Raw genomic sequence first — 19398 nt, 5'->3', positions numbered from 1 at the left:
CAGTTATGAGCTTTAATATTGCACTAAGTGGCTTAAATGCTACTAACTCGGAATTGAATACGATCAGTAACAACATTGCGAATGCGTCGACATTCGGCTTTAAAGGTGCTCGAACCGAGTTCTCATCGGTTTACAGTGGAATGCAGGCTAGTGGTGTTGAAGTGGCATCAATTTCGCAAAACTTTGATAAAAACGGCACAGTAACCAGCACTGGTCGTGCGATGGATCTTGCGATAAACGGTAATGGCTTCTTTGTGACTAAAGATCACTCAGGGCAAACACTGTACACTCGTGCAGGCATTTTCGCTCCCGATAAGAATAACTATGTTGTCGCTAACAATGGCGCAAAGCTGCAAGGCTACAGCGTTGATAGCAATAACCAGCTTATGTCCGGTACTGTTGGTGACATTAAAATTTCCAACGCTTCTTTAGGGGCAAAAGCGACCGATAAAATGGACTTTGTTGCTAACTTTGATGCGACGTCTTCCACAACAAACCTTGTTCCTAAAGGTGACCCTAAGCTAGATAAAACAAATCCAGCTTATGACCCAACGGCCGTTGCGTTTGATTCAACAGATCCAAAGAGCTTTCACTCGTCTTATACAACAAAAGTACATGATTCGTTGGGTAACTCACATACAGTAACTCAGTACTTTACTAAAACCGCGGATAATACTTGGCAAGTGAATATTGAAGTTGATGGTGGCTCGACAGCTTTGACTGCTCCTACTACAGCGCAAACCGTTACGTTTGACAGCGATGGTAAGTTAGCGACGCCAACAACTCCTTTCAACATCGCATTTAAAGCTCCTGGAGCACAGGATATGAGCGTCAAAGTTGATCTAACGGGTACAACTCAGTTCGGTGCGGCATTCGGCGTAAGCACAAACAGCCCTAATGGGTACGCATCAGGTGAACTGACAGGCGTTCGTGTTGAAGATAATGGTGAAGTTTACGCTACGTACACGAATGGGCAGTCCCTTCTACAAGGCCAAGTAGTTTTGGCTGATTTTGCAAGCCCTCAAGATCTTAACAAGGTCAGTGGCACTGCTTGGACTCAAAGCTTTGGCTCCGGCTCACCTGCGATTGGTGTTCCTGGTACAGGGGTTCTTGGTAGCTTAACTCCTGGTGCCTTGGAGGGCTCAAATGTCGATTTGACTAACGAGTTGGTGAGCTTAATGACGGCTCAACGCAACTATCAAGCAAATGCGAAAACCATTTCGACCAGTGACAAGCTTACTCAAGCCTTATTTAACGCTGTTTAACGAGGTCTGATATGGATAGCTTGTTATTTACTGCGACGTCGGGAGCTAGCCGAGTACTAAAAGCTCAGCATGTACGCTCCAACAACTTATCAAATGCTGATACTGCAGGCTTTCGTGCAGATATGGAACGAGTGCAGAGTGTCCAAGTGCAAGGTGCTGGCTTTGATGGTCGAACAATGGTCGTCACTAACTCTGCTTCAACTCGTTTTGATGCCGGGGACCTGATTAAAACAGGCCGTCCTCTTGATATCGCAATTCGAGGAGATGGCTTCCTCGCAGTTGAAACTCCTGGTGGTGAAGAAGCTTATACCCGAGCGGGTAATATCAAGGTCGACACTTTTGGTGCCATGAGTATCAATGGCTTTCCTTTGCTCGGTGAAAACGGCCCTCTCGTATTACCTGACTACCAAAAAGTTGAAATCAGTGAACGAGGAAGAGTGTCAGTTACTCCACCAGGTGGTGGCGCTGAAATGGAGGTAGGCACTCTGAAAATGGTAAATCCACCGCAAGGGCAGCTGCAAAAAGAGAGCGATAGCCTTTTGCACAATGTCGACGGTGGAGCATTTCCTGTTGATGAGACGGTACAGATAGCCCCAGAGCATCTAGAGGGCAGTAACGTATCTGCGATTGATGAATTACTTAGTGTTATGTCATTGACGCGCAACTTTGAAATGCAAGTTCGCATGATGAAAACCGCTGAGACTCTAGCTCAAGCTGGCAACAAATTAATGGCGGCGAGATAATTTCGCCTTCCAAGGAGATAAGCAATGCACTCTGCATTATGGGTAAGTAAAACAGGCATGGCAGCCCAAGATACCAAAATGACTGCCATCTCGAATAACCTTGCAAATGTCAACACGGTCGGCTTTAAGCGTGATCGAGTTGTGTTTGAAGACTTGTTCTACAGTATTCAACGCCAGCCTGGTGCACAAGTAGACCAAGTTAACGAACTACCAAGCGGTGTTCAATTGGGTTCTGGTGTTCGTGTCGTGGGCACACAAAAGGTATTTACTCAGGGCAATACGCAAAATACTAACCAGCAATTTGATATGGCGGTTATGGGACAAGGTTTTTTCCAAATCGAAAACTCTGATGGCCAAATCATGTATACCAGAAATGGTCAGTTTCATATCAACTCTGAAGGTTTGATGGTGAATAGCCAAGGCTTGCCACTAGAGCCACAAATTCAGATTCCAGACAATGCTGCGGCTATTTCGGTTGGTGTTGATGGCACAGTAACCTCTGTAAGTGCTGATGACCCAACGCCTCAACAGCTTGGTCAAATCACACTGGCTAAGTTTATTAACCCTGCTGGTCTAGAAGCGGTAGGCGGAAACCTGTTCAAAGAAACGGAAGCAAGTGGCGCTGCTGATGAACTCGTAGCCGGTGAAGATGGTGTTGGTAGCATCAAGCAAGGTGCATTAGAAGGCTCTAACGTACAAGTCGTTGAAGAAATGGTTGATATGATCACGACACAACGTGCTTACGAAATGAACGCTAAAGTTGTATCTGCTGCTGATGACATGCTGAAGTTTGTCGCACAATCAATGTAAGTAATGTGGTGATGATGAAAGACAAAGCAATAAAAACGCTTTCCCAAGCTTGGGTCTTAATCGCGGTGTTGTTAGTTGGCTGTGCTGGAAGGCAGGAATTTGTACCTCCCTCTCCAGACAGTGAAGAGTATGCGCCGCCAAAATTAGACTACACGTTACCAGAAGCCAAGTCCGGTAGTCTTTATCGTCACCAATATACGATGACGCTTTTCCAAGATCGTCGTGCTTATCGTGTCGGGGATATTCTTACGGTTCTTTTGTCTGAAGAAACGGAGTCGAGCAAAAAGGCTGGCACTCAATTTGGTAAGAAGTCTGGCGTTAATTTTGCTGCCCCGACAATAGGCACTCAAACCATTGACGAGTTGGGTGTCAGCATTGATGGTAGCCGAAGTTTTGATGGCAGTGCTTCTAGTTCTCAAGGTAATAAACTGCAAGGGGCAATTACCGTTACAGTTCATGAAGTATTACCAAATGGTGTGCTTCGAATTAGCGGTGAAAAGTGGTTACGACTCAATCAAGGTGACGAGTTTATTCGTCTGAGTGGCATTATCCGGGTTGATGATATCAGCCGAAATAACCAAGTGTCATCTCAGAGAATCGGTGACGCACGAATCACATACTCAGGCCGTGGCGCATTGGCTGATAGCAATGCCGCGGGTTGGTTGACTCAGTTCTTTAATAGCCCTTGGGTACCATTCTAATGAAACAACACAGAGCCTTTTTATCTTCACTCCTAATGGTGTTGTCTTTAGGAGTTGTCACTACGACTCAAGCGGAAACAGAAATTAATTTGATGGATTTGGTGGATGTGCAAGGCATACGTCAAAACCAATTGGTGGGTTATGGCCTAGTGGTTGGCCTCAATGGGCAAGGTGACCGTAACCAAGTTAAATTTACCTCCCAATCAATCACGAATATGTTGCGCCAATTTGGAGTACAAATTGATGACAGCATGAACCCCAAACTAAAAAACGTCGCATCAGTGAGTGTGACGGCATCGGTAGACCCAATGGCAGGCCCAGGTCAAACCATAGATGTGGTTATCTCGTCTATAGGCGATGCTAAGAGCTTACGAGGTGGCACCCTACTATTGACGCCACTGCGCGGTATTGATGGTGAGGTTTACGCGGTCGCGCAGGGGAATGTCGTGGTAGGCGGGTTGTCAGCTGAGGGAAAAAGTGGCTCCAAAATCAACATTAATATTCCAACGGCGGGTCGTATTCCTAACGGTGCAACGCTGGAGCGAGAGATCGCTACTGATTTCAATGAACGTGAAGAGATTACCCTCAATCTACGCAAACCAAGTTTTACTACAGCGAAAAACATAGCTCGCGAAATCAATAATACTTTTGGTCCTAATGTCGCGAAAGCTATTAGTAAGGCGCGAGTGGAAATGCGTGCGCCTATGGATACTCAGCAACGTGTAGTCATGATGTCCATGTTGGAAGAAATGAGTGTTGTAGAGGGAAGAAAGCCAGCTCGAATCGTCTTCAATTCACGTACTGGTACTGTTGTGATTGGTAAGAACGTCAAGGTGGGTGAAGCTGCTGTCAGTCATGGCAACCTCACAGTACGTATTTCAGAATCACAGCAAGTGAGCCAACCAAACGCATTTGCTGATGGCGAGACTAAAGTGGTTGATCAAACTCAAATCGACATTGATGAGGAGCAAGCTCAAATGGTGATTTGGCCTCCGGGCACTGAATTGAACACGATTGTTAACGCAGTAAACAGCTTAGGTGCGACGCCAACTGATTTGATGTCAATTTTACAGGCCCTAAATGAAGCGGGTGCACTCAATGCTGAGCTAGTCGTCATCTAAGGGGAATCAAAATGAAGTTAGATAATGACCAAAATCAACTAACGAATGTACTGTATCACGACAATAGCGCGCTAAATAAAATTAAAAATAGTCATGATGATGAAGCGACGCTTGAGGCGGTAGCAGGCCAGTTTGAAGCCATGTTTCTGCAAATGGTACTGCGTCAAATGCGCAGCAGTAGCGATGTTCTAGCAGATAAAGACAGTCCTTTTTCTAGCCAACAGCAAGGTGTTTTCCGAGACATGTACGATGGCCAACTCGCGATTGAATTAGCGAAAAAACAAAACTCAGGCATCGCAAATATGTTAGTGCAACAATTGAGTCCTTCAATGCGCGAAGTTGAACTCAGAGGGGCGTTAGCGGTTGGCTCTGCAAATGATATTAAGTTCCAAACGATGGGATTGAAAGAAGCGGAATCTACATCACAACTTTATCAAGATGGTGCCCTAAAAATGGATGATGCTCTTAATTCTTCAGCTGAAGCAGTCGCCTCAGTAAGACAAGTACTAAGTGAGGCTGGGATGACAACGGCGTTTTCTCAGCCACTTAATCGAAAAGTGGAGCTGTAGATGAACCTGGTTAATATTGCACTATCAGGCTTAAATGCAAACCGAGTTGCACTGGATGTGACAGCTCAAAACGTCGCAAATATTAATACGCCTGGATACAGTCGTCAGCAAGCGGTTAATGCGGCAGTAGGCGCTGGAGCCTATGATCGTCTCAGCCCGGGAGCTGGTGTTGAAGTAACGAGTATTCGACGTGTAGCAGATCAGTTTTTAGTCAAACAGACTTGGTCAACCAATAGTCTCGCAGGGTACGCTTCAAACTATACGGCTAGCATGAGCTTGTTAGAAAATACCTTGTCTGCGGATGGCTTCAGCCTTTCTGCGGGCTTAGATACATTATTTGCTTCGTTAAATGATGCGACAGTAAAACCCGAGTCTATTCCCTATCGCCAGCAGATCATTAATGAGTCGGAAGCGCTTTCGCGTCGTTTTAATACATTAACAGAATCACTTCATAATCAACATAAAGACATGAGTGATCAGCGTAATGCGGCGACTTCACATGCTAACAGCCTACTGAGTAACATCGCACAAGTTAATAAGCAGATCACGGAAATGCAGGGAACCGGAGGGAACCCAGCTCATCTTATGGATGCTAGAGATGCTTTAATTGGTGAGCTATCACAAGTGATCGAAGTTAAAACCACAAATCAACCTGATGGCACAATCCAAATTACTTTAGCATCTGGGCAACCTTTAGTGATGGGTTCTGAGGCTGGGAAAATCAAAGCGAACCCAGATCCTGCAGATCCGTATATGGCTACCTTAAATGTTGAATTTGGCAAACAAGACTTTGCTATCTCAGGCGCTGTAGGCGGTAAGCTAGGTGCGATTACCGATTACCAAAATGACGTATTGAAGCCAAATCAAGTGGCTTTAGATGATATGGCTAGATCCTTGGCCGATGAGTTTAATGCCGTACTGGCGACAGGAAAGGACTTAAATGGTAACGCGGGCAAGCCTTTGTTTAGCTATGATCCAGCAAACCCTTCTGCAAGTTTAACCATTACAGATATTCAGCCAGATGAGTTGGCGTTCTCGAGTGATGGCACGCCCGGAAATTCAGATGTGCTGAGTAGCATTATTGAGCTTGGTAATAAGCCTGTAGCGATTACTGGCTATGGAACGTTGAGCTTAAACGACGCCTTTACGGCAATGGTTGGTGAGACTGCAATTAAAGCGCGCCAAGCAAGTGCAGACTTTGACGCCAAGTTAACGGTGAATAAACAGGCTCATGCTGCTAGAGATAATGTGAGTGCAGTAAACAGTGATGAAGAAGCCGCAAACTTAATGACATTTGCCAATGCTCACAATGCCAATATGAAAGTGATTAGCACGGCAAATGAGCTTTTCGACTCCGTATTGCAGTTATTCTAGAAAGGAAGTAATGATGCGAATTAGTGACAGCCAGTTTAGTCAAATGATGTTACAAAGCTTGCAAGGTAATAATGCAGGCCTTGGTAAAGTGCTGCAACAAATGTCGACAAGTGACCGTTTGACAAAAATATCAGATGACCCGATGGCTTCAATTAAATTGCTTAATCTGGAGCGCGAAGGCAGCGCCATTAATCAATATCAATCAAATATTGCCAACGTCAAAACCACTCTTTCTAGTCAAGAAACGCACTTAGATTCGGTGAATGAGAGCTTAAAAAGCATTCGTGATCTTGTACTGTGGGGCTCGAACGGTTCGTTAACGGATGCTGACCGTGATGGCATGATTACCGAGCTCAAGAGCTTACGAGATTCCGTTGAGTCATCATTTAACGCTCAAGATGAAGAAGGTCATTATCTGTTCTCAGGGACGAAGACAGATACTCCAGCAGTTAATAGTGCTGGTGGTACTTACGTAATCGATGGTAACAGTGATAAGCGTGTCGTGACAGTCGCGAAAGGCGTTACTATGGAATCGAATATGACCGCCAAGGACATACTAGAATTGGGCGGTGGTAATAATGTACTCGATCAAATTGATGCATTAATTGTGGAATTTGAGACACCGAGTCCTAATTTTAGAGCAACAGTAGACGCAACACTTCAAGTCATCGATGATACTTCTGCCAATGTTCTAGGAGCAATGACAGAGATTGGTGGCCGTCACAACAATTTAGACCTCCTTGATAGCGCTCATGGAGAGAATAAATTGTTTGTCGATAAAGTGAGCAGTGACCTTTCCGCGTTAGATTATGGTGAGGCTTCTGTTCGTTTGAGTAACTACCTTGCAGCTTTACAAGCTACCCAAGCGAGTTACGTGAAGATCAACGATCTTAATTTGTTTGACCGTCTATAAGGTTAGGAAGTTATTTTATGGTAATGAGCACAGTAGAGGTTAGGCCGCATAGTATTCGACTAGGTGGTCAAGAGCAGACCTCTATCATGCCAACTCGGTCAGCGGACTCTAGTAGTAAGATAACACCGCGACCACAACCCTCTCAGGCTGGCACAACGTCAGCCTATTCTGTTTCTGGGGTACTACTGACCCAAGGGCAGCAACAAGCGACGTCGGTGCAAATTGCGTCTAAGTCTTTGCAAGTTATTGGCAAAGAGCTTACCGCGATCAAGCGACATCTGTCGCAAGCCTTGAATGTGGGAGCTCAAAATGTATCGGGTTTACAGGACAACTTAAGTCGTTCAAAACAGAACTTACATATCGCTCTCGAACAAGCTAGGTTTGACGGTAAAAAAGTAGTAGACAACGAACTGAATCTAAAACTTGATAGAGCTGATATTCGTCGTTTTTCAATTCCAGGGTTAAATGTTCATAGATTGAGTGAAAAGCCAGAGCAGATTCGTTTAGATTTTCCGCAAGGTCAGTCGGTAATGATTCAATTCGATGGGCAAGCCGATGGGAATCGCACAGTAAAAATGCTCGATCGCAGTTTAATTGCTATGGGCATGCGTGCTGCGCTTGCCGAAGACGGAACGATCTTATTCGAGGCTCGAGAGGGAGCATATAGCCAAATGCAACAGCGTGTGTTTGTTACTGGTGAGGGGCATCGTTTCCCCGCAGGACAGGCAAACGCCTTGAATTTAAAAGCTGAGCCCGATGGTATAACAGAGCTCAGTTTTGATTTGGGTTCACGTGATGGCATCAAACAGTCTATTGCTAAGGTTAACAAGCATTTGCAACACGTACATAGCAGTTTGGATCAAGCCAAGTCATTTCATGGCGAGTTACAAACCCAGATGCAGTCGATCCAAAGCCAGGCAAAAGTACTGCCAGTGGACAAAGTAAACAGTACATTGGACAGCTTTTTAGCATCATCAGATCAATTTACATCAACGTTCCAAGCACTTAATGCACAAGCAAATGTGCGCCGGCATACGGTAGTGGCACTGCTGAAATAACGCATCAAGAATACAGCAAGATTCCCTTCTTGGTTTTATACGTGGTTTCAAAAATTAGAAAAGAGTTGGGTATCGCCTTTCTAGATCGTTATTAAAAAGAGATTCCAGACACTTCGTTCCTCTGTTCTGGAATGACGGTTATAAGGCGAGTATCTCGCCTTATATTTTTCAATCGCTCAATGTTCTGTGGGTCATTCTCGAGAGCGACGTCGGGAATCTCTTTCTTATCTAAAACCTTATTCCACTTGCTCGACAGGTTCCGCGACCGAGCGATGGAGTTTTTGGAATAACCATCCCAATCCAATCAGTGATGCACCTAGGCCCAAGAAACTGATCGCACGCCAGAAGCCATCCAATGAGCGGACATCCCACAAGAACACTTTAAGCGCGACGCAAGCCAACACGGCTAAGCCAATGCGTTGAATCGTCATTGCTTTGCGGGTTGCGCCAACCCAAGTCAGTAAGCCGCCGACAATCAAACCAGCAATCGAGTAAGTAAACAGCTCTGCCATGCCAGTCGGCTGAACTAGCGTCATAGAGATAGGTTGCCAGAACTGGCGAATCGACATACCTAGCCAAATGGCTGCCAAGATAAGACCAAAGCTGGCGACCACAGGGCGAGGGATCTGCAACGTGTTCCAACGCTTGTAAGTGGTTACTAGCAAAACAATCGCAGGCAACAACCAGCCAAGAGACAGCATATTGAACACAGGCATGGATTCAGCGGAAACATTATTGACCATCAACGGCGATTCGAGGCTATTGAGCAACATCATCAGCACAACAAAAGCGCCCCAAAGTAGATAGCTGTATGCTTGATAAACGCGTTCTAGTTGCTGCGCAAACTGGCTGCGATAGCTGTAAACCAACCCCATCACTAATGCTTGGTTAGCAAACACAATCGCCGAAGTGAAATCGATGTAGCCAAGGTAGCCGTATTGCCCTGTGAGCCAGTAGTTGGTTTGGGTGAACACCGCCATCAAGAAGACGTGTAAGAACGCCCCTTCAAACCAATTGGCGAGCTCTGTATCTGAGCGATGTAACACAGTACGAGCGTAAGCAAGAATCGCCAACGACGGCAGGTAACTGATCAGCACCCAAGCCCAGTGTCCCGCATTAACAGGCTGCCACTCTGGAATAAATGGTAATAGCGTCAGACGTACGACTAAGATGCCCATTGCGACTTTGACTGCCCAACTCGCTGGGCGGAAAACATTGGCTTGAGTCTGCAACGCCATAACCGCCACTTGAATCGAAATGGCAGTGGTGAGCCATGTGTCATTCAGCCAAACGAAAGCCGTTCCGGCAATGATGGCATGCATGATGGCAGAGCATTCCAGTGCCAGCGTTTTGAACCTTTGTCCGAGTAAGGCGTAGTAAATCGCAATCACGGCGGTGAAGAGCGTCCAACCTAAAACATGACCGCTCATGAACTCGTAAGTGTAGAGCAGGGTAATCAAAGTCATCGCAGGGGCGAGCACAAGGAAGAGGACACCTGTCAGTTGAGAGCGGTCACCTGCCAGTGTCTGGAATAATGTTCGCAGTGCAATCAACACAATACTAATGCCGAGCGCGAGCAGTACAGGCGTTTGCCCTTCAGCCATGTAGATAGATTCAAGCGCAATAGAAAGCAACATGATCGCGGTAGAAGGCACCAATATCGATGGTAAATAGACTCTTAATGACCAAGTTTTACGAAGGGCGGGTAGCCAAATCATGGCAGTAAAGAAGGCATAGAAGTAAATCATCTCAGCGGTATCAATGCTAGACATGCGAGCTAATGCCGACAGCACTAATAATGTCATCGCGAGAGCAATACCTGTCGGTGGATGCGTCCATCTGCCTTGGCAATGACGGTAACGCGGTTTGAGCATCCAACCCATTCTTGGCACCGCAAACAGCAAGTACAAACTCAGAGAAAGGAAGATCGTAAGCCATGAGAAAAGTTGTTCTATCGGCATGCTCTCAATCAGCAACAGCATCCACAGAATATGCGGCACGGTAATCGATGGTGAAATCCAAGCGTGTCTGATCTTTTGCATCAGTAGCGTTGCGGCAATTGAAATTGCAGTGATGTAGCCAGCGAGTAAGTAATAGTTAGGCTCTGCACCGCCAATCCAAAGTGGTGCTGAGTAACCACCGATTAAGCCGAGCACGGCCATCAAAGGCCCTTGACGTAGAGAAAGCGCTAAGCTCGAAAGTGCCGCGCCCGCTAAAATTACCAGTGACGCACCTGGTGATAAGAGCTGATAAAAGACAAACGCAAAGATCACCGTACAGTAGATACCAGTTAACCCTGTTCCGGTAATAGCGGCAGGGACGTAAGTAAAGCCTTTCGCTCGTCCTGCTCGGTCTGGGGATTTCTGCTCGCGGCGATGGAACCATTCACCTGCTATCACGGTAGCAAGAGAAATAGAGAATGCGATGGCCACGCGCATGATTGGTGAGAACTCAATGTGACTGCCAATCACTTGTACAAGGTAACCACCACCAATCAACATGGCGAGCGCGCCAACCCAAACCAACCAGTTTTCTTGGATGTTGGTCAGCAGTTTATTGGCTTGTTTCTCAAATACGGATTCACTGCTTTGCGCCAGACCACCGATGTGCACTTCATCGAGTGACGGGAGGCTCGGCTCGACAATTGGCGGTGGTACTTCTTTGGCAGCTAGAGGCGCAGAGGTAGGCTCTGAAACCAACGTTGGCTCTGGACCTGATTTAAGCGTTGGAGCACTAGGTTGTGCGGGCTGTTCTGGCGACGCCTGTTGTGGTTGAGAAGCGTGTTGCTCGGGTTCTGGAGTCGGCGGTGTCTCTCTCTCAAACCAACGCGCACGAAGCTCTGCCAGCTCTTTATGAAGCTGAGACACTTCGTCCTCTAGCCTCGATATTCGACTGACAGCTTTCAACGTGATGAGCATGGCGAAAATCGCCAAGATAACCGCTAATGAGATAAACAACTCTGCACTCCCTATCCGTTGTTTGAGAATCCTTAACTTTGAGCAACTTAGCTAAGCTTAGTTCACTGTGTGACAAGCTAACGGGATATACAACACTGAACAAGAAATTTGAGAGGAAGTCGCATATTTGAACGAAAACTGGCGGAGCATCCACACTAAACTAATCTTTTTTATAGAGTTAATCGGTTTTGGGTGAAAGCTCACCAGAACAATAACAAATTAGGTGATGATAAATGCAAGTGGGCAACGAAGCGCTGGTGCTGTCGGCGGTTGGGGTAATAGGTTTAGGTTGTCAGTGGTTAGCGTGGCGAATGCGTTTGCCTGCCATTCTCTTCTTACTGTTAGCGGGCATCATTGTTGGCCCGCTCCTGCAATGGCTCAACCCAGACGAGATTCTTGGGGATTTGCTTTTCCCCTTAGTTTCCCTCGCGGTGGCAGTGATTTTGTTTGAGGGCAGTCTAACCCTGAATTTTAAAGAGATTCGCGGCGTTAGTGGCTCCGTTTGGAGCATCGTCTCTGTTGGTGCAATCATTTCTTGGGTGGCCACCAGTGTGGCAACGCACTACTTTCTTAATTTTACTTGGGAGCTCTCAATCTTGTTCGCCAGTTTAACCGTGGTTACTGGTCCAACAGTGATTGTGCCGTTGCTGCGAACCGTGCGGCCAACCTCAAAACTGGCCAATATTCTGCGTTGGGAAGGCATACTCATTGACCCGTTAGGTGCTCTGTTTGTGGTGATGGTGTACGAGTTTATTGTTTCGCACAATGCGGTTAATAGCGTTGAAGTGTTTGCTACTATCATTGCGGTGGGTTTGATTATTGGCGCTTTGTCTGGTGCTGCTGTGGCCACCATTCTGCGTAGAGCTTGGTTGCCGGAGTACCTTCAGCCGTTTGCGGTATTGATGGTGGTACTCGGGGTGTTCTCGATATCTAATCAGATGGAATCGGAAGCGGGCCTACTGACGGTCACCGTGATGGGGATGTGGTTAGCAAACGCTAAGGGCATCAACATTCAGCAGATCCTTCACTTCAAAGAGCACTTAACCATCTTGTTGATCACCGGATTGTTCATCTTCCTAGCGGCACGCATCAGTCTGGATGATTTCGCGGCGCTTGGTAGCGGTGCGGTGTTGCTGTTTGTTTTCATGCAGTTGGTATCGCGTCCACTTTCGATTTTCGCTTCAACTATTCGCAGCAACCTAACCTTCAAAGATAAGTTGTTCCTCTCTTGGGTTGCGCCGCGCGGTATTGTGGCCGCGTCCATCTCATCCCTGTTTGCTATTAAGCTGACGGAATACGGCATTTCAGAAGCTATGCTGTTGGTGCCAATGACCTTCATGGTGATCATTGGTACCGTAGTGCTGCAAAGTGCGACGGCTCGGCCTGTGGCGAAAGCCCTAGGTGTGGCTGAGCCTGCACCAAGAGGCTTCCTATTGATTGGCGCAAACCGAGTCGCGCAAGAGATTGGTATAGCGCTGGCGCGATACGATCGCAAAGTTTTACTTACCGATTCGAACTGGGATTACATTAGCCAAGTTCGCATGCTGGGCTTAGACCATTACTACGGCAATCCGATTTCTAGCCACGCCGATGAAAACTTGAACCTAATTGGTATCGGTCAAGTCGTGGCAGTGACGCCAGACCAACATTTCAACATCATGGCTTGTATGCAATTTGTCGGCGAGTTTGGCGAAGATAAAGTACATTGCCTGCAGAAAAACAAAACCAACGGCAGTGAAAAACACTCGGTTGCGGAAGAGTATCACGGCAAATTATTGATGGGCGGCAACGTCAGTTACACCCAAATGGCGAGTTTGCTGAGCCAAGGTGCAGAAATCAAACACACTAAACTGAGTGAGAGCTTCACCTACCAAGATTACCTTGAGCACCACAAAGACAATTTGGTGATTCCGCTTTTTCATGTTGAAGAGAAAGGCAAAATTCAATTCTGTGATGATCCGGACCAGTTCACACCACCTACAAACAGCACGGTGGTGGCGCTTATTCAATCCGTCGAGACTCAATAGCCTAAATGACATAGAGAACTGCCACTCTTGGCACATCGGAGTGGCAACATTGTTAATCGCTACCCAAGCTTAATAGAGCAGTGAGACGCAGTGTTTTAAACGCTGCTCCTTAATATGATTCCTTAGTCATAAGGCCAGAGCCCACAAGGCTCGATTCGGTAAATAAATTGTTCAATTTCCGAATTTTCGCATTGACGGCAATGACAAGGATCGCAATACTGCGCGACTGTTTTACTTTAGGGTGACATTATGGCTCCGCAATCTAATCGCAAAGACTTACATCTTGACGCTGTTTTACATCATGACATGAACATGAAAAGCAAAACGGCGGGCTTTGAGTCTGTCGAATTCGAGCATTGTGCTCTGCCTGAATGTGACTTTAACGCCGTCGATCTTTCGAGTGAGTTCCTTGGTCACTCATTGGCACTGCCATTTTTGATCAGTTCAATGACGGGCGGCGCAAAAGATGCAGAGATCATCAACTGTCGTTTGGCAGAAGCGGCCAGTGAAATGGGCATTGCGATGGGAGTTGGCTCGCAACGAGTGAGCCTAGAAGACAGCCTACATTCGGGTTTGGGCAAAACCATTCGTGATCTCGCCAAAGGCGTGCCTTTGTATTCCAACTTAGGGGCCGCTCAACTGAGAGACAAACAACGCCTCGACAACGCCCAACGTGCAGTCGACTTTATCCAAGCGGACGCTTTATTTGTGCATCTCAACCCTATGCAAGAAGCCTTTCAGCAGAATGGTGACCATGATTGGATTGGCGTGCTCAAATCGATTGAACAGTTAAAACAGCGAGTCGATGTTCCAATGATCATCAAAGAGGTTGGCTTTGGCATCAGTGGCGCAGTTGCCAAGCAGCTTGTGGACGCAGGTGTAGATGCTATTGATGTTGCTGGCGCTGGTGGCACGAGTTGGTCTGCGGTTGAGGGGTACTGTCAGACAGACAATAAAATGCAGCGCGCAGCCGAATTGTTCCGTGATTGGGGCATTCCAACGGCTACGTGCTTAGAGCAAATTCGCACCCAATACCCAGACTTACCTTTAATTGCATCCGGTGGCGTGTATAACGGCTTAGAAGTAGCGAAAGCGGTGCATCTTGGCGCCAACCTTGTTGGGCAAGCTGGTGCGGTATTAAAAGCCGCAACAATCAGCACAGAATCTATCGTCGATCACTTTGAACAAATGGCATTAGAGCTGCGTTTAGCGTGCTTTGGTACGGGTTCTGCGAACCTTCAAGCCCTGACTCAAGCTCGTCGTATTTAAACTAAATTACTCACATTCACTCACTTATCGATGCAGTTAGATTGAACTTGCCGAATTTTGCCTCTTTTACAGAGCAAGAGTCTATAAATTGTCTGAGTCTTAACACTTGCACTGATATTTTGGGTATAGTCCATTCATCAATTGAAAGTGGAACCTAAATTTATGAAAAAATTGGTAATGCTACTGTTAGCGGTAACAGCGCTAACAGCGTGTTCTGACGAAGTGGGTACGGAAGCTTGGTGTAAAGACATGCGCGAAAAGCCAAAAACGGAATGGACAGCGGACAATGCGGTTGATTTTGCGAAGCACTGTGTTCTGCAAGATGGCATCGGTAGCGAACAGTGGTGTGAAGACCTAAAAGAAAAACCAAAAGGTGAATGGACGGCAAACGAAGCAACAGGTTTTGCTAAGCACTGCGTGTTCTAAATTGACCGAACAAAAAAGAGAAAGCCGAGCATTACGCTCGGCTTTCTTGTATCTGTCTGTTGACTCTCAATTTTTCGTTCCATTTTTGCAAACCTGATTTACTTATCTTTATTTCGTCTTATTGGGCTGGCATGGTTGTCGTTATTCCAATAAGAGAAGGACTAAAAAATGGAAGTACTCAAAGGCTCATGTCTGTGTGGCAAGGTGAAACTCGAAGTCGCGGATGAATTCAAATACATGGGCAATTGTCATTGCTCTGAATGCCGAAAATTTACCGGATCCGATTACTCATCGGCGGGTGGCGTTGCACTGGATAAACTGATTGTTATTGAGGGTGCAGAACATATCCAAACCTATCAGAAGAGTGCCAATACCGAACTTTCATTCTGCCGTTACTGCGGCTCTAGCCTTTATTCGAAGAAGAACAACGGTATTGTGAATATTCGTTTAGGTATCCTTGATGATACCCCTGCCGACAAACCGAGTTTCCACATTTTTGTAGGTTCGAAAGCGCCATGGAATGATATTACTGATGAGCTGAAACAGTTTGAAGCGGAGCCTAAGCTATAAGCTAGTTTCAGGCTGAGCACAGTACCACATCAGAAAGCGGTTAAAGTTGTGAGATAGAGCCACTCAAATGAGTGGCCTTTTGCTTTTGAATGGCAGTAATATCCGGTTGCATAACATCGACTGATTTTTGGGAGAACATCAGTGAGCGAAGAATACAACCAAGCCATCTCTAAGCATTACGCAGCTTATCGCCCGCCGCTGCATCAAGTCATCCTACAAGCAAACTTAGGTACGTTACCCCAGTTCCAATTGGGATTAGATATTGGTTGCGGTACGGGCGTATCAACACTGGCATTGGCTAAATACTGTCAGCAGCTACATGGTGTGGATCCAAGCACGTCAATGGTTGAGAAAACCAAACCATCGGAAGGTATTGAGTATCATGTCGGCGATGGTGAGCATGTACCCCTGTCAGACAACAGCGTAGATGTGGTGACGTTTGCAGGCTCACTCTCTTACGCGAAATCTGCGGCTTTGGTGACTGAGCTTCAACGCGTTTGCCAATCTGCAGCGCACGTTGTGGTGTACGATTTTGAAGTACTGCTAGAAAAGCCCCTCAAACTACTAGGCATAGAGATGGAACTTATAGAATCCAACTATGACCACGCTATCAACTTTAGTGATTGTGGTACTTTCCGAGCGATGAAGGTTTACAAAGAGACAGTAGAGCTAGAAGTCAGTGCTGAAGAGTTGGCGCATGTGCTGTTCTCTTCCTCTAAGCGTTACATCAAGTTAGTAAAAGCTTTCGCAGGAGACGACCCGTTCGCAAACGTTGTTGAGGCTTTGAAGCAACTTAGCCAAAAACACGTTATTCAAGCCGACACCTATTTCGCGATGTATCAGATAAATGCGTGAAGCTCACACCAATTAATGACGGACCAAGGCCGCTATCACAGTGGCCTTTTTGTTCCCTGAAGCTGTGAAATAGGCTCCGTTCTTCTTTTGTATGTGAACTTACAGTCAGTTTTGGGTAAACGATGGCACTTGAAAGTTAATCGCAACAAAAGTGAGGGGGAATTCAAATTCTAGATACAGAAGCTTGTGATAGTCTCATTTCGATTGTGGCTCAACTCATCATTTATGAAGCACTTCTCCTTCACTTCATATCGAATTGCTGCTCCATCATAAACCTTTATTGATACCGGGAACTTATCGTGGCAAAAGCATTAAAAATTGAATCAGGTCACTATTTAAATATGGAGCATGTCGTGAAGTTCTTACTCGCGAGTGACTCTATTGAAATTATATTATCGATTGATACTTTACCTATTTTTCATATTGGCATTGAAGGCAAGACGGGGTACGCCGAGTGTTTTGTCTCAGTGCAAGAGTTCCACCGAATTAAACGTGAGCTGTGTGATTACATGGGAATCGATGAGCCAACGGCATTAGTTGATTAATTACCCAAAAATGACAGCAAAATTACGAGAACAGTACGCGGAGTCGCAACTTATAGTCTAACTTTTAACAATTACTGGCTAGGGTGAGCAAGAACACAGCGGTGAAGGTCGCCCGTTCCACTAAATACAATAAGGGACTTTATGTCTGACAATTACCTACCTATGATCCAAGACTTTTTTCAGGTATTCGAAGCCCTGAATCAACATGTATTGGACTCTTACGGTGAATTAGCAACGTGGGAAACCCAATTGGTAAGGCTTGATGTTAACCAAGGTGATAAAGAAAAGTCGTATGATGTTGCGCAGATTGCAAGCATGCTGAACGTTTCTGAAGATGCAGTAAAGTCATTCTTAGTGATATACAGCTTCCTAAGCAACAACCTTTACGATCTCATTGGCAACCGTGAATACGAAGATTGGGGGACTGACGGCGACAGCCTGCAAGTTGAGTACTCGGATCTTACTATCGAATCGTTTGATGCAGACCAAATTGCTCCGTTAATGGAACGCCGCGTCTACTTCGAGTGGACGTTTGATGCGTTACAGCGATCGTATGATGAAATGATGGCAATTAAACACGGTAGAATAGCTTAACCAGGTTAACGTATAGCTAGACAAGTCACTTTACATAAATAAAGACAAGTGCCGCTCGTTGTAGCGGCTTTGTTTTTTGGGGCTTTCAAGAGTTTCTGTTTCCTCTTCTTACAACTCTTGAATTAAAATCTCTTTGTTAATCACGTATTGTGATGATTAGCGATTTACTTGTTAGAAGAACAAATATGAAAAAGACAATCTCAACAATGGCTTTAGCAATGGCACTTGTCGGCTGTGACGACGCAAGCAAAGCCATCGACCAAGCACAAGAAGCCGCAAACAAAGCGATTGATACGGTTCAAGAGCAGATGGATTCAGTAGAGGAAGCGTTCAACCTGGACCAATTTGGTGATGCTGCGGAATCTGCAGAAGAACTTGCTGCATCGGTTGAAGAAGCAATGAATGTGGATTTCAGCGACCCTGAAGCGCTTATTGAAGCGAAAGAACACATTGCTAATGCGTACGCTTGTTTGGTGGAAGCATCTTCTGAATCGACAGTGGATAAGGTGATGGACAAAGTGATGTCATCTATCGGCAGCGAAGAAACCAAATCTTTGATTGAAGAAAGCATTGAGAAAGCACAAGCAGCGAAAGAATGCGTGATGTAATCGCTTTCAGTGAATCAAACCGATGAAAAAGGGGATAGTGTTATCCCCTTTGTTGTTTAGAAGCGACTTAATAATCAACAAAAATAGATAGAGGCAATAGCAAATACAGCTTTTTAGTATCTTAGCTTTATGGTGACCACTTTCGTCAGTTGCTACGTAATAAAGTTCGTTTATTGTATGAATGACGGTGCATCATGAATCGAGTTCACCCTAAAAAGTTACTTCGCAGTAAATGGACAGCGACAGAACCGGTAAACAGAGAAAAGCACTTCATCATTTCAGAAATGGAGTTTGATGAGGAAGGAAATGTCGTGAGATGCGTGATTGAAGCTGTCATGACCAAGCAAGAGCGCGAGTTGGATTGGCATGAGTTAAAAGACACACAACAATGGCGGCCAGGATGGAAATAGCATCGGTGCGATGACCAAAAACGAGATGGAGTTAGAAAAGTCACCAAAATCAGTAGGCTCGTGGTAGAGACTTTGCTATTAATTGGTGGGTGATTTTATTTATTCATGTTCTGAGGTAATGCCATGATCGATTTCGACAGCTCATCGGTTTTCAAACTTAAACCGATTGAAGTTTCTAATGTACGTGAAGACTTCCACAAGTTTTTGATTGATGGTGAGAGTATTTTCGCTGGCTTCAAAACGGTACGTGACCAAGTGGTGTTCACCGACAAGCGTGTGATAGCGGCGAATGTACAAGGGATCACGGGCTCAAAAGTCGACTATACTTCACTGCCTTACAGTAAGATCAATGCTTTCTCGATTGAAACATCGGGTACGTTTGATTTGGACTGTGAGATCGAGTTATTCCTGAGTGAAGTTGGGCGAGTGCGCTTTGAGATAAGAGGTTCTTTCGACTTAGTGTCGTTCAACAAAATGCTCAGTGAGCACGTCCTCGGATAGATATTAGTTAAGGCGTTAATTAGCCAGAATGGAAGGCCAAAGACAAGGAGTCAGCATGGCGAAGAACAGTGGATTGAAAGGG

The 19398-nt window shown here is 45.7% G+C and carries 20 protein-coding genes; 19 read left to right on the top strand and 1 reads right to left on the bottom strand.

All coding sequences use genetic code 11. The features are described 5' to 3' along the window. The first annotated feature begins 5 nt into the window (after positions 1-5). Genes flgE through BSZ04_RS02805 form a run of 9 tightly spaced genes read left to right on the top strand, consistent with a single transcriptional unit; the run spans position 6 to position 8554 of the window. Positions 6-1265 (top strand): flagellar hook protein FlgE, encoded by a 1260-nt coding sequence (gene flgE, locus BSZ04_RS02845; RefSeq protein WP_088879464.1) that lies wholly within the window; start codon positions 6-8, stop codon positions 1263-1265. Between the two features lie 11 nt (positions 1266-1276). After that, complete coding sequence (gene flgF, locus BSZ04_RS02840) at positions 1277-2008, top strand: flagellar basal-body rod protein FlgF (protein ID WP_088879463.1); 732 nt, start codon at positions 1277-1279, stop codon at positions 2006-2008. A gap of 24 nt (positions 2009-2032) precedes the next feature. Beyond that, positions 2033-2818, top strand: coding sequence for a flagellar basal-body rod protein FlgG (gene flgG / locus BSZ04_RS02835; RefSeq protein WP_088879462.1), 786 nt, complete (start codon positions 2033-2035; stop codon positions 2816-2818). A gap of 11 nt (positions 2819-2829) precedes the next feature. Next, on the top strand, positions 2830-3519 hold the full coding sequence (gene flgH, locus BSZ04_RS02830) for a flagellar basal body L-ring protein FlgH (RefSeq protein WP_010450834.1): 690 nt from the start codon (positions 2830-2832) through the stop codon (positions 3517-3519). After that, entirely contained in the window at positions 3519-4640 is a 1122-nt protein-coding gene (locus BSZ04_RS02825) for a flagellar basal body P-ring protein FlgI (protein ID WP_162531023.1), read from the top strand. Before flgH ends, BSZ04_RS02825 begins: the two co-directional genes overlap by 1 nt. 11 nt (positions 4641-4651) lie before the next feature. Continuing rightward, positions 4652-5209, top strand: a complete 558-nt coding sequence (locus BSZ04_RS02820; RefSeq protein WP_088879460.1) for a rod-binding protein — start codon at positions 4652-4654, stop codon at positions 5207-5209. Continuing rightward, complete coding sequence (gene flgK, locus BSZ04_RS02815) at positions 5210-6583, top strand: flagellar hook-associated protein FlgK (RefSeq protein ID WP_088879459.1); 1374 nt, start codon at positions 5210-5212, stop codon at positions 6581-6583. 13 nt (positions 6584-6596) lie between these two features. Beyond that, positions 6597-7496, top strand: coding sequence for a flagellar hook-associated protein FlgL (flgL, locus tag BSZ04_RS02810; protein ID WP_088879458.1), 900 nt, complete (start codon positions 6597-6599; stop codon positions 7494-7496). A 17-nt stretch (positions 7497-7513) separates the two neighbouring features. Further along, positions 7514-8554 (top strand): flagellin, encoded by a 1041-nt coding sequence (locus BSZ04_RS02805; protein WP_088879457.1) that lies wholly within the window; start codon positions 7514-7516, stop codon positions 8552-8554. A gap of 236 nt (positions 8555-8790) precedes the next feature. On the opposite strand, the gene BSZ04_RS02800 is transcribed toward BSZ04_RS02805, so the two are convergent. After that, complete coding sequence (locus tag BSZ04_RS02800; protein ID WP_088880225.1) at positions 8791-11472, bottom strand: DUF2339 domain-containing protein; 2682 nt, start codon at positions 11470-11472, stop codon at positions 8791-8793. 272 nt (positions 11473-11744) lie between these two features. On the opposite strand from BSZ04_RS02800, the gene BSZ04_RS02795 reads away from it, so the two are divergent. The 10 genes from BSZ04_RS02795 (at position 11745) to BSZ04_RS02750 (ending at position 19316) form a co-directional block, all read left to right on the top strand. Beyond that, on the top strand, positions 11745-13538 hold the full coding sequence (locus BSZ04_RS02795) for a cation:proton antiporter (RefSeq protein ID WP_088879456.1): 1794 nt from the start codon (positions 11745-11747) through the stop codon (positions 13536-13538). 249 nt (positions 13539-13787) lie between these two features. Then, a complete protein-coding gene (gene fni, locus BSZ04_RS02790) occupies positions 13788-14807 on the top strand; it encodes a type 2 isopentenyl-diphosphate Delta-isomerase (RefSeq protein WP_088879455.1) in 1020 nt (339 codons plus the stop codon). A gap of 162 nt (positions 14808-14969) precedes the next feature. Continuing rightward, complete coding sequence (locus BSZ04_RS02785; RefSeq protein ID WP_088879454.1) at positions 14970-15233, top strand: DUF3012 domain-containing protein; 264 nt, start codon at positions 14970-14972, stop codon at positions 15231-15233. A 168-nt stretch (positions 15234-15401) separates the two neighbouring features. Then, positions 15402-15803 carry a GFA family protein gene (locus tag BSZ04_RS02780; RefSeq protein ID WP_071234138.1) on the top strand — a complete coding sequence of 134 codons (402 nt, stop codon included), beginning with the start codon at positions 15402-15404 and terminating at the stop codon, positions 15801-15803. A gap of 141 nt (positions 15804-15944) precedes the next feature. Further along, positions 15945-16658 carry a class I SAM-dependent methyltransferase gene (locus BSZ04_RS02775; RefSeq protein ID WP_088879453.1) on the top strand — a complete coding sequence of 238 codons (714 nt, stop codon included), beginning with the start codon at positions 15945-15947 and terminating at the stop codon, positions 16656-16658. Between the two features lie 299 nt (positions 16659-16957). After that, complete coding sequence (locus tag BSZ04_RS02770) at positions 16958-17203, top strand: hypothetical protein (protein ID WP_088879452.1); 246 nt, start codon at positions 16958-16960, stop codon at positions 17201-17203. Positions 17204-17344: 141 nt separating this feature from the next. Further along, positions 17345-17797, top strand: coding sequence for a hypothetical protein (locus tag BSZ04_RS02765; protein ID WP_088879451.1), 453 nt, complete (start codon positions 17345-17347; stop codon positions 17795-17797). A 185-nt stretch (positions 17798-17982) separates the two neighbouring features. Beyond that, on the top strand, positions 17983-18405 hold the full coding sequence (locus tag BSZ04_RS02760) for a hypothetical protein (RefSeq protein WP_088879450.1): 423 nt from the start codon (positions 17983-17985) through the stop codon (positions 18403-18405). 194 nt (positions 18406-18599) lie between these two features. Then, positions 18600-18815 carry a TIGR02450 family Trp-rich protein gene (locus BSZ04_RS02755; protein WP_088879449.1) on the top strand — a complete coding sequence of 72 codons (216 nt, stop codon included), beginning with the start codon at positions 18600-18602 and terminating at the stop codon, positions 18813-18815. A 123-nt stretch (positions 18816-18938) separates the two neighbouring features. Further along, positions 18939-19316, top strand: coding sequence for a PH domain-containing protein (locus BSZ04_RS02750; protein WP_088879448.1), 378 nt, complete (start codon positions 18939-18941; stop codon positions 19314-19316). Positions 19317-19398: the final 82 nt, after the last annotated feature.

Origin of the sequence: Vibrio rotiferianus (genome assembly GCF_002214395.1) — a bacterium.
Lineage (GTDB): Bacteria > Pseudomonadota > Gammaproteobacteria > Enterobacterales > Vibrionaceae > Vibrio > Vibrio rotiferianus.
The sequence above is the reverse complement of the archived record's forward strand: the minus strand, read 5'-3'. Positions and strand labels throughout refer to the sequence as shown.